The sequence below is a fragment of the Salegentibacter sp. T436 genome (genome assembly GCF_001932675.1).
Taxonomy (GTDB): Bacteria; Bacteroidota; Bacteroidia; order Flavobacteriales; family Flavobacteriaceae; genus Salegentibacter; species Salegentibacter agarivorans.
In genome coordinates this window covers 3,346,426-3,358,511 of record NZ_CP012872.1, presented here as the reverse complement: position 1 = coordinate 3,358,511, position 12,086 = coordinate 3,346,426, and the positions used below count along the sequence as shown (strand labels likewise).

Annotated in this window: 9 protein-coding genes; 1 reads left to right on the top strand and 8 read right to left on the bottom strand. The window is 37.5% G+C overall.

What is annotated here, in order from left to right:
* Nucleotides 1-14: 14 nt before the first annotated feature.
* The 5 genes from AO058_RS14900 to AO058_RS14880 all read right to left on the bottom strand — a co-directional run bounded on the left by AO058_RS14900 (nt 15) and on the right by AO058_RS14880 (nt 5,424).
* Nucleotides 15-245 (bottom strand): hypothetical protein, encoded by a 231-nt coding sequence (locus AO058_RS14900; RefSeq protein ID WP_075327264.1) that lies wholly within the window; start codon nt 243-245, stop codon nt 15-17.
* Nucleotides 246-398: 153 nt separating this feature from the next.
* The gene (locus AO058_RS14895) at nt 399-1,259 is read right to left on the bottom strand and encodes a dienelactone hydrolase family protein (RefSeq protein ID WP_083634194.1); all 861 of its coding nucleotides are present in this window, start codon (nt 1,257-1,259) and stop codon (nt 399-401) included.
* A 36-nt stretch (nt 1,260-1,295) separates the two neighbouring features.
* A complete protein-coding gene (locus tag AO058_RS14890; protein ID WP_075327263.1) occupies nt 1,296-2,645 on the bottom strand; it encodes a M28 family metallopeptidase in 1,350 nt (449 codons plus the stop codon).
* Nucleotides 2,646-2,783: 138 nt separating this feature from the next.
* Nucleotides 2,784-3,071 carry a YtxH domain-containing protein gene (locus AO058_RS14885; RefSeq protein ID WP_075327262.1) on the bottom strand — a complete coding sequence of 96 codons (288 nt, stop codon included), beginning with the start codon at nt 3,069-3,071 and terminating at the stop codon, nt 2,784-2,786.
* A 139-nt stretch (nt 3,072-3,210) separates the two neighbouring features.
* On the bottom strand, nt 3,211-5,424 hold the full coding sequence (locus tag AO058_RS14880) for a bifunctional alpha,alpha-trehalose-phosphate synthase (UDP-forming)/trehalose-phosphatase (protein ID WP_075327261.1): 2,214 nt from the start codon (nt 5,422-5,424) through the stop codon (nt 3,211-3,213).
* A 96-nt stretch (nt 5,425-5,520) separates the two neighbouring features.
* Here AO058_RS14880 and AO058_RS14875 point away from each other — a divergent pair, with 96 nt between their 5' ends.
* A complete protein-coding gene (locus AO058_RS14875; protein ID WP_075327260.1) occupies nt 5,521-7,320 on the top strand; it encodes a glycoside hydrolase family 15 protein in 1,800 nt (599 codons plus the stop codon).
* On the opposite strand, the gene AO058_RS14870 is transcribed toward AO058_RS14875, so the two are convergent.
* The 3 genes from AO058_RS14870 to AO058_RS14860 form a co-directional block, all read right to left on the bottom strand.
* Entirely contained in the window at nt 7,307-8,374 is a 1,068-nt protein-coding gene (locus AO058_RS14870; RefSeq protein WP_075327259.1) for a mechanosensitive ion channel family protein, read from the bottom strand. The two genes, AO058_RS14875 and AO058_RS14870, sit on opposite strands and share 14 nt — an antisense overlap.
* A gap of 6 nt (nt 8,375-8,380) precedes the next feature.
* The gene (locus AO058_RS14865; protein WP_083634193.1) at nt 8,381-10,156 is read right to left on the bottom strand and encodes a mechanosensitive ion channel family protein; all 1,776 of its coding nucleotides are present in this window, start codon (nt 10,154-10,156) and stop codon (nt 8,381-8,383) included.
* Nucleotides 10,157-10,271: 115 nt separating this feature from the next.
* Nucleotides 10,272-12,086 carry an acyl-CoA dehydrogenase family protein gene (locus AO058_RS14860; RefSeq protein WP_075327257.1) on the bottom strand — a complete coding sequence of 605 codons (1,815 nt, stop codon included), beginning with the start codon at nt 12,084-12,086 and terminating at the stop codon, nt 10,272-10,274.

Below are 12,086 nucleotides of genomic sequence, written 5' to 3'. Positions count from 1 at the left end.
TCACAATTTTTTAGTTATGCAATCAATTTTTTTGAATAAAGAAAACTGATCTTGCTATTTTCATTAAAATAAATGCCTGAAGTATCATTCAATTCTTCAATATCATTGGTATCATCAATGGCGTCTACATCATCAGTAGTGTCATCATAAGCGAAAACATAAAATAATATTCCCAGTATGATGATAGCGATTAAAAGAACCCAGGGCCAAACCGGCTTTTTCTTTTCAACTTTAATTTCTGCCATAATCTTAGTTTTTGTTTGGTTAGATTACTAAAGTTAAAAAATATTGTTACTAACTATTATTAAGGTTAGCCCAAACTATTGTTAATTAGGTTATAAGCCAAAAAAAAGGCATCCCTACGGAATGCCTTTATAAAAATAAATATGTATAAAAGTTTATTTTAAAAGATCTTTAAGTCGCTTCCAGGCTTTATCGTGTGCTTCTTTATTTGGGTTTTCGGCATCTGGTTGGTGGCCACTGCGCATAAAAGCGTGGCCGGCGCCTTCATAGATTTCATATTTATAAGTCTTGCCGGCTTCTTCCATCCTTCTTTCACTGGCCTCAATGGTAGAATTTACCCTATTATCATCACCGCCGTAATAGCCATAAACCGGGGCTGAAATATTTGCAATTACTGAAGCATCTTCAGGCCCGGTTCCGTAGAAAACGTGCGCTGAAGGGATTTCCTGGTTATTTGTAGCATACTTAAAGGTTTGTGAACCACCCCAGCAAAAACCAACTACAGCAACTTCTCCGGTTGATGCCGAATCCTCCTTAATATAGTTGAAGGCAGCATCAAGATCTGCAGTTACCTGTTCTGGGTCTAAGGCATAAATGGCATCTCTTGCAGCATCAGGATTTTCAAAATCTGTGGTTCGACGTTTACCTTGAGTATTTGAAATTAAATCTGGAGCGATTACCAAATAGCCGGCTTCAGCAAGTTTATCGGCAAACAACCTTGCCCAGTCATTTAAACCACGGTTTTCGTGAATTACAATTACAGATTTTGTAGCTCCATTTGTTTCCGGATAGGCTACAAAAGCCTGAAACTCCCTATCACCGTGAGATAAAGTAACCCATTCGTGATGCCTTGGAGACTCAGAAAGTTCTTCGGCTTCAGTTTTTTGAGCAATTGTAGTATCGGCCTCAACTTGAGCTTCCTCTTTATTAGACTCTTTTTTATCATTTTTATTTCCGCAGGAAAAAAGCGAAAATGCAAAGAAAAACAGCAGAAATACGTGGTTTAAATGTTTCATAACTATAAAGTTTTAATTGAATATTCTTTCAATTTCCTATCTGAAAACCCCTGAAGGAAAAACTACCACACTTTCGTGACCGTCTTTTCCAACCGCTGCAACACCAAAAAAGAAATTATCTATAACAATTCCGTCAAGGGTGAATTCACTTACATCACCTACAAATCGGGAGTATTGCCATTGTGCCTCGGTGGTTTCTCTCCAGTAAATCTTATACCCGGCAATATCGCCCTCAACTTTATCCCATCTTAATTTTGCTGAAGGTTCTACAATTCCACCTATTTCAACATTTTTTGGAGCAGGAGGTGCCCAAGCGAGACTTGCCATATTTATAGCATTTACTGCGGTAAGTTTTTTGGCATAATTGAAATTTACCCCTTCTATAACATCGCCATATTCAATACCGTTTTCGGTTCTAATATCCTGGTGTTGGCGGTTGTAATTTTCGTGGGCTTCCATAATCCTAATTCCGGCGAAGCCAAGATCGTTGAATGGCCTGTGGTGACCACCACGACCAAAACGGTCTAAACGGTAGATCATCATCGGGTTCATTTCAGGCATATAAGTTTCAGTAGTTGTATGAACATAGCGAGCCAATTGACGGGAAATACCGTCTACCTCGCCACCGTAAAACCTACGCATTGTTCTTTCTCTTTCAGATTCATTTGGAGGAACGGGTTCAGAAAATATTCTAAAAGTGCGATTATCAATTACGCCATCTACACCTTCAATATTCCCAATCATATCGTTATTTAAAACGCCAATAATTTCCCAGTCATTTTCTTTAGCATACTCTGCAAGGCCTTTGCCGCCAAACAAGCCCTGTTCTTCACCAGAAAGGCCAACATAAACCACGCTGCTTTCAAACTCATATTGCGATAAAACCCTGGCGGCTTCTATGGCTCCGGCCATACCGCTGGCATTATCGTTGGCTCCGGGTGCATCGGTTTCAAAATCCATAGTATTGCTGGCGCGAGAATCTATATCACCACTCATAATAATATAGCGGTTTGGATATTTGGTTCCTTTTTGAACCGCAACCACATTTACCACCCAGGCATCGTGCGGAATGCGTTCGCCATCTTCTGTAGTAACAAAGTCTTTTTGGTAAAAAACATCAAGACAATTATCGCAATTATTAGATATATTATCGAATTCAGATTTTATCCATCTACGTGCGGCACCTATTCCACGGGTGTCAGAAATTGTATCACTAAATGTATTCCTTGTTCCAAAACCGGCAAGTTTCCTAATATCGGCTTCAATCCTATCTGCAGAAACGCTATCCATTATTTCGTAAATACGCTCATCGGTTTGCGCATTTGTTTGTTGAAAAATGAGTCCTGAAAATAGGAGTAGGGCAAGACTGGGTATATTTCTTATCATAAAATTATTTTTTTAAGCTTCTAAAATACCTAATGTTTGGATGATTTCACAAATAAATACGCTTTAGAAGTATTATGAAACAAAAAAATCCCGACAAATAATGCCGGGATTTTAAATCACATTCTAATTAACTACAATTTAGCTTGCTTTCATATTATGAATTTCAGCTTTTGCTTCGTGTGCTTTTTGGTCAGCTTTCGAGTTAGAAAGGCTGGCTTTGGTTTTGTTTTTTAAAGCATCAACTTTGTGGCTTAAAGAGTCAGAAAATTCATTGAATTTTCCTTTAGTTCCTTGTATAGCTTCGTTGCTTGAATCTGAAATCGCCTTTCTGGTATCTGCACCTTTTTTAGGGGCAAATAATAGTCCTAAGGCCGCTCCTGCAGCTGCTCCTGATATTAATCCTAATAACATTTTTCCTGATTTCATCGATCTAAGTTTTTAAGTTTTGGTTCGTATTTTTGTTTAATGTAAAATTAGATCATAATCACGCCGATACCATATTTTTGAAGTTAAGTTATGCATAAACTTTCTTAGAAAATGTCAAGGAATTTAACAGTTTAAAGGCTTATGAATTTTCAGCAAACTTTTTAAGTATATCCCTTACCTTTAAAGTGTCTTCAACATAATAACGTGCATTGGTTTTTTTCATTCCAACTTTAACCGTAAAAGAATTTTCTGGAAGTTCCTCAAACATATATTCATCTGTCCAGTCGTCTCCAATGGCAAAGATGAAATCGTAATCTTTGCCTACCAGTTTTTTATTGGAAGCTTTTCCTTTATTTACTCCGCTACTTTTTATTTCCAGTACTTTATTTCCTTCAAGAACGCTAAGCCCGCGGTTAGAGATCAACTCTTTTAAAACATTTGAAAGCTCATTGGCCCTAATTTCACCAAGTTCGGGATCGGCTTTTCTGTAATGCCAGGCCAGCGAATAGTTTTTATCTTCTATAAATGTACCGGGCGTTCTATCTACAAAAGTTTCAATTACCGGTCTCACCGCGCTCATCCAATCGTTATTTACATTTTCTGAAAGTTCCCATTCGCTGTTTTTTTGACGCATCCAAACCCCGTGTTCAGAAATAAGTTCTACAGGAATTTCCTGCCACCAGGAGCCAAGAGTGTCTTTATCCCTACCGCTAATAAGAACTACATCCGTATTTGCTGATTGATTTAATTTGTGAACTAAATCTATTAATTCCTGGTCTGGTTTTGCTTTTTCGGGTTTATCAGTGAAATTCACCAGTGTTCCGTCATAATCGAGAAATAGAATTCTATTCTTCGCATTTTTAAATTTCTCCAGAATCTCACCAGAAACTTTAGAGGAAATCCTGGTGGCTTTAAATGCGTCCCGATCCTGACTTGTATTATCTAAGGCTTTCATAAAATCACTTGCCCATTTTTCTACGCTATAGCGTTTTAGTCGCTTCTGAAGCGTTTTATTACGTTGTTGTTGCTCTTCTACCGGCATTTCTATAGCCTGGATCAAAGTTTGTGAAATTTGCTCAAAATTATTCGGATTGATAATTAAGGCTTCATTCATTTCGTGTGCCGCACCGGCCATTTCACTTAATATTAGCACCCCGGTTTGATTTATCCGTGTGGCCACAAATTCTTTTGCCACCAGGTTCATTCCATCTCTTATTGGTGTTAATAGCGCAATATCACAGCTCGTATAGAGGTCAATTAAATTTTCAAAGGGCATAGAGCGGTAAAAGTACCAGATAGGCGTCCAGCTTACCGTAGAGAACTTACCGTTTATTCTACCTACCAATTCATCTATTTCCCTTTTTAAACGTTGATATTGCGGCACGTTAGATCTTGAAGGTACTGCAAGCATCACCAACCTTACTTTTTCAATGAATTCCGGATGATTATCAAGAAAATATTCAAAAGCCCTAATTCTATTGGCGATACCTTTTGTATAATCCAGGCGGTCTATACTTAGAATAAGTTTAGCTTCAGGGGTTTCATTGGTATGGTGGTCTAACCTACGCTGTAACTCGGTGCGTTGCTCTTCGGTATTTTTAAAATGATTTAAAGCGGCATCTTCAAATTTGTTGTAATCTATCCCCATTGGGAAAGAGTCTACTTTTACAATTCTCTCGGGCAGGGTGATTTCATTAAAACTTACCTGGTGACGTAAAATTCGACTTACAGAACTTAAAAAATGCCTTTCATAATCGTAGGTATGAAAACCAATTAAATCTGCACCCAGTACTCCTTTTAAAACTTCATCACGCCAGGGCAGGGTTCTAAAAACCTCATAAGAAGGAAAAGGAATATGATTAAAGAAACCAATAATGGCTTCAGGCTGTTGTTCCCTAATCATATTTGGCACTAAAAGTAATTGATAATCGTGCACCCAAATGTGATCGCCATCTTCATAATGTTTCAGAACTTCTTCGGCATATTTTTTATTTACGCTTTTATAAATTTCCCAGTGATCTTTATCGGCTTCGGTATATTCCATAAAATAATGGAAAAGTGGCCAAATGGTACGATTACTAAACCCATAATAAAATCCATCAATTTCTTCTTCACTAAGATTTACAGCAATACAATCTTCTTTTCGGGCTTTTTCCTTAACATCTTCCAAAAGATTTTCCGGAATTTCCTCTTCGGTAAGTCCGCTCCAACCAATCCAAATACTATCACCATCCTTATGGAATGATTTTAAGCCTGTTGCAAGGCCACCTACACTTGGCGTGACCTCCAGGTCATTCTCTTCAAGGTTAATTTGTAATGGTAATCGGTTGGAAATTATTATTGTCTTACTCATAATTATATGTGAATGCTGTTGTTGCGAAATTGATTTTTATTAAATTTCCGAAAATCATTTTACACGACAAGTCTTTTTAAAGAATTTTAAGAGTATATGGAGAATTTAGATTACGGAATTATAGGGAATTGCAAGAGTGCTGCGCTAATATCAAAAACAGGTTCGTTAGAATGGTGTTGTTTGCCAAATTTTGCTTCGTCTGCAGTTTTTGCAAAACTACTGGACGAGAAAAAAGGAGGAAGTTTTGAAATTATAGTAGACGATTCTTATAACATTACCCAGGAATATCTTTGGGAAACCAATATTCTAAATACTGTATTTAGTGATGGTGAAAATTCTTTTCAGGTTATAGACTTTATGCCGCGCTATCCCCGGGAAGATGGTTCTTTTTACGCCCCGCCAGATGTAATAAGATTTATAAGATTAATTAGCGGAAAGCCTAAGTTTAAAGTGAAATATGATCCTCGTTTAGATTTTGCCCGGGAAAAAACCTACAATGAATTTAAAGGAAATTATATTAAAAGTTTTACCAAAGAAGGTAAATACGATTCTCTTTTTCTTTATTCCAGTTTTGATTTGAATGATGTTCTGGAAGGTAAAGAACTTGAATTAACAGGAAACGCATATTTTTTACTTGGTTATCACGAAAAACTTATTACCCAATCTTTAGACCGCTCTTATTTAAAATTTCAGCGCACCAAAACCTATTGGATGAATTGGAGCGCGAAGACTACCCGTTATACGCATTACGAAAATGAAATAATGCGCAGCGCTTTGGTTTTAAAGTGCCTTAGTTACAAAAAATCTGGTGCAGTTTTAGCCGCAGCCACCACTTCTTTGCCCGAAACCATTGGCGAAGAACGCAACTGGGATTATCGTTTCTGCTGGATTCGTGATGCTTCTATGGTAATTAAAGTAATGGCAGGCCTTGGCCATATAAAATCGGCTAAAGATTTTCTTCAATTTATCATAGATATTATCCCAGATAAAGATGAGAAAATCCAGATTATGTATGGAATTAACGGGGAGAAGGAGCTTACCGAACATATTTTAGATCACTTATCAGGTTATAAAGATTCTCATCCCGTAAGGACCGGAAATGCTGCTTATATTCAGAAGCAAAATGATATCTACGGAATTTTGATGGAGGTAATCTATCAGCAGTTCAATCAATTTGAAACATCTTTAGAGAATTCTGAAGAACTGTGGACCGTGGTACGCGGAATAGTAAGTATTGTTGAAGAAAACTGGCAAAAGCCTGATAAAGGAATTTGGGAATTACGTACCGAAGACCGACACTTCGTATTTTCAAAACTACTATGTTGGGTGGCGATAGACCGGGCAATAAAGATTGGAGAAGTTTTAAGAATGGGTATTAACGATACACATTGGAAGTCTTTACGTGCCGAAATTTATAATGATATTTATAATAACGGCTGGAATGAAGAAGTACAGGCATATACCCAATATTATGGGTCTAAAGATTTAGATGCTTCAACTTTATTAATGGAGCAATATGGGTTTATTGAAGCGAAAGATCCTCGTTTTGTGAGTACGGTACACGCCACAGAAAGGGAATTGTGTAAAGATGGGTTAATGTACAGGTATAAGAATAAAGACGATTTTGGGGAACCAACTTCATCATTTACCATTTGTACCTTCTGGTTAATTGATAGTCTTTTCAAGATAGGAGAGAGGAAAAAAGCAAAACAAATGTTTGACCAGTTATTATCTTACAGTAATCACCTGGGATTGTTTAGTGAAGATATAGATTTTGAAACCAAAAGGTTGCTGGGTAATTTCCCTCAAGCCTATTCGCATTTAGCGTTAATAGAAACCGCTGCCAATTTTAGTTTAGGAACAACCTCTGAAGAAACCTGGCTTAGCGAGTTTTAGGATTTTGAACTTGTTTGTCATCTTCTTTATTAATTTGCACGCGACTTTTAGGGAGGCTCTCGGGATAATTTTCTTTTAGAAAATCTATGAGTTTCTCCCTAATATATACGCGTAAATCAAAAGCGGTTGGAGAATCTTTGGCACTTACCAAGATCCTTATTTCCATAGACCTATCGGTAGCATCAGTTACCTGTACTACTTTAGCTTGTTTATCCCAAAGGGGGGTCGTTTCCAGTAACCTATCCAGTTCTTCTCTAATCTTATCTATAGGTACTGTGTAATCTGTATACAAAAACACGGTTCCTAATAAATCGGCCGAATTTTTAGTCCAGTTTTGAAAAGGTGTTTCAATAAAATAGGTAGAAGGCACTACCAATCTCCTTTTGTCCCAAACTTTAATCACCACGTAAGTGAGCGTAATTTCTTCAATCCAGCCCCATTCGCCTTCAACAATTACGGCATCCTGCAGCCTTATTGGTTGAGTAAAAGCAATTTGAATTCCCGCGAGTAGCGTTCCAATAGCTTTTTGTGCAGAAAAACCTATAATAATCCCTGCAATTCCTGCTGAAGTTAAAACACTTACCCCAACCGAGCGTATGCTTTCAAAACTCATGAGAGCAATTCCTATGGCCAGAATAACGATAATAAAAATGATAATATTTTCAAGGATATTAAACTGAGTATTAATTTTCCTGGCTTTTAAATTATCAGATGTGTTTACGTCATAACGCTTCAGCATTCGGTTTTTAAGAATTTTTAGCGTCAGAATAATTAACCACGTAGCACTTAGAATTATCCCCAGCGTGCTTATGGGCTGAAGAAGTTCATAGGTATATTCAAATCTAAAAATCTTGCTTAGCAGCGCAATTTTTAAAATTAAAGCAGCCAGGAAAATTAATAATGGGATCCAAACCCTTTGTGCAAAATTTACAGGAAGAATATTTCGAGGATCTTTGCCTATTTTCTTCAGAATATAAAACGCTATTAAGAAGCAAACAAGCAGGCTAATTACACCCGCAAGAATATATCTAAACGTTAAAGGGTCTAAGCTCATAAGTAATTATTTATTGGCTTTTTTAGGATCTTCGGCGTTAAAATGAGGTTTTTTTAATTCAACGCGTGACCTGCTAAAGTATATGCCTTCTTCCAATTCTTTAATATAGGCTACCATTTCTTCTCTTAATTTACAATGAAGATCCCAGGCAATAGTGGCGGTACTGGCACTGCAAATAGCTCTAACTTTTAGTGATTTTTCTGTCATTTCGGTAACCTGTAGCATAGGTGGATGTTCTTCGTCCCAATCTTCAGAGTTTTCGACTAATTCTTTAAATTTTGTTCTTAATTTATCTACATCTACACGATAATCTACATAAAATTCAATTTCATTTATAGAATGTGGGCTGGTAATTGAAAGGTTCTCAAAAGTATCAGAAATTACTGTTTGCAAAGGAACAATTAGTCTTCTAAGATCCCAGGTTCTCACTATCATATAAGTAAACCTTATATCTTCAACATAACCCCAACGGTCATTTATAATCACAGTATCACCAATTCTTGCCGGTTTAGTGAGCGCTATTTGAATTCCTGCAATAATATTTCCTAATGTACTTTGTGCTGCTATACCTAAAATGATGGTGGCCAATCCTGCTGAAGCCAGCATAGAAATCCCCAGTTTCTCTAAAGATCTAAATTGGGAAAGAATAATTGCTGTACCCACAATTACCACGGTAAAGGTTAAAATTCTTCTGGCAACAGATAAATAGGTGAAAAGCTGCCGGGATTCATGACTATTTTCAGAGGTAACATCTCCTATTTTATTTTCGGCAACATAACGCATTGCAAAATCCAGAATACGCATAAAAAACCAGGTTATTGCAGCTATCACAACGGCGAGTAAAATGGCGTAAATCGTACTCGAAAAGGCACCAGAATAGGAAATTAAATTGTTAAGAGTGATATAGAAAAACAATACGCCGGTTGCAAGGGCCGCCGGTACCCCTAATCGCTTAGATAAAGCCAGAATGATTGGCCTATTAAATGATTTTGCAATTTTTCTAATTAATAGAATAACCACTCTTCCTAAAAGGTAGGAAACTATTAATAACAAGATGGTTACAACCGGTTTCCATAGAGGCACGGTTCCTATTTGGGCCTGCGACCAGGTTGGCATATGCCGGTCTAAAAACGTGGGTCCGTAAACCTGGTAAAGCTCTTCTGTATTTTCTACGGTATTTGCTGAAATTAACCAAAAAGCCCCATACTCCTGATATTTTACTCTTTGCAGCCTAAAAATTATATCACGGTCTTCTATGGTTGTTTCCCCAAAAACCACACTTCTTCTGGGCGTTCCCGCTACCGCCTGGTTGGTGGTGGTTCTAATATCTACCTGCCCATCGGGCCGGTCGGGTAAACCGTGCCAGTCTATAGCAACCCTTTGATCCATCACAAAATAAAGCTTCTGGGCAATATCAACCGCTTCCTTGTCGGTTATAGAATTAGGCATTAAATTAAGGTTTAGAGCATAAGCAGCATCTTTAAAATTTTTATTTCTGCAACTAATTATAAAATGCTCTAAGGTGGCCTGTGGAGTTTGTAAATTAAACTTGTTAGGAGGGAACCCCAGCGGATTATTTAACCTGGTTAAGGAATAATAAGCTTCATTATAATCTTTTAAACTATTAGGCAAATAATTAGAATCAGTAGAATCTGCTATTTTATCCTGGGAAGGAAGTTCATCTTTTGTGCTAGTGGAATCTTGCTGATAAGCAAAAACTGAAGCCTGCGTCAACAAAACACAAAACAAACTTAGCATGAGCAATCTTGTACGGTTTATCATACCTAATTTTTGAAAATTATTTGATAAATAATTATTGGAATAATTTTAAAATTAAGGAATAAAAAAAGACCGTCTAAATTTGACGGCCTTTTTACAATAGTTTTAATAGAAATTATTAGAAACAATATTTATTTTCTGAAGTTAGTTTTTCAGCAATAGTATTTCTTAATTCTACCACATTTGGCATTCTGTCATATTTAGTGAAACGTTTAAGTCCCATAAGCATCATTCGTTGCTCATCACCTTCAGCAAAAGAAGCAATTCCTTCCTTGGCTTTTTGGTTAACGATGTCTACAGCGTGGTATAAATACAATTTTGCCATAGCAATTTGTTCTTTCTGCGAGTCTTCACCAAAACGATTTACATTCTTTTCGGCTCTTAAAATTGCAGATTCAGCCATATAAGCTTCAATTAATATATCTGAAGCGGCTAATAACAGTTGCTGGTGTTCCTCCAGGTCCTGGCCAAATTTTTGAACTGCGCTTCCGGCTACCATTAAGAACACTTTTTTCAGTTTCTTAATCATGTCCTTTTCTTCAGCGAATAATTCGTTGAAATCTGGCTTGTCCATAGAGGGAATTCCTGTAAGTTCTTCACCTACAGCCTGTGCAGGTCCTAAAAGATCTACGTGGCCTTTCATTGCCTTTTTAATCAACATTCCAACAGCCAACATTCGGTTAATTTCGTTGGTTCCTTCGTATATTCTGGCAATTCTGGCATCTCTCCAGGCAGATTCCATAGGAGTATCTGCTGAAAAGCCCATACCGCCTAAGACCTGTATGCCTTCATCACTACAATTCTGAACATCTTCAGAACAAGCAACTTTTAGAATAGAACATTCTATTGCATATTCCTCGAAAGTCTTTAATTCAGCATCTGAATGCGATTCTCCAGCTTCTAAACGAAGATTAATTCGGTCTTCAATATTTTTAGCAGCGCGGTAACTTGCAGCTTCTCCAACCCAGGCCGAAGTAGCCATTTCGGCAAGTTTAGATTTTATAGCACCAAATTTTGCAATTGGGGTTTTAAACTGAACTCTATCATTAGCATATTTCACTGCAACATCTGTCACTCTACGCTGTGCTTCTAAAGAAGCAGCGGCAAGTTTAATTCGCCCAACGTTTAAAGCATTCATCGCAATTTTAAATCCGTTTCCTCTTTCTGAAAGCATATTTTCAGCAGGTACCACAGTATCGTTAAAGAATACCTGACGGGTAGAGGATGCGTGGATTCCCAGTTTCTTCTCTTCCTCACCAAAAGTGATTCCGTTAGGATTCTCTTTATCGTATTCTACAATGAAACCGGTGATATTTTTATCATCCTGAATTCTTGCAAAAACGATAAAAACACTTGCAAATCCCGCATTGGAAATCCACATTTTTTGCCCGTTTATCTTATAGCTTTTTCCATCTTCAGTAAGTTCAGCTTTAGTTTTCCCGGAATTGGCGTCACTTCCCGCTCCCGGCTCGGTAAGACAATATGCGCCAAACCATTCTCCCGTAGCTAACTTCGGAATATATTTTTTACGCTGATCTTCATTCCCGTAAAGTAAGATTGGCAAAGTTCCAATTCCCGTGTGTGCACCAAAAGCGGTTGCGATAGATCCGGTTGCTCCTGAAATATAATCGCAAACCAACATTGTTGAAACAAAGCCCATTCCGAGGCCATCGTATTTCTCGGGTACAGCAACTCCTAAGAAGCCAAGTTCTCCTGCTTTACCCATTACCTCTTCGGTAAGCGCGTAATTTTTCTTTTCAAATTCTTCTTTTTTCGGCCAGATTTCCCTGTCTACAAACTCCTTAACCGAATCGCGCATCATTTTTTGCTCCTCTGTAAAATCTTCAGGAGTAAATACATCTTCTGCCTTGGTTTCCTTTACCAGGAACTGCCCACCGCGTAGAAGTTCTTTTTTATTTTCTGTTGTTTCCAT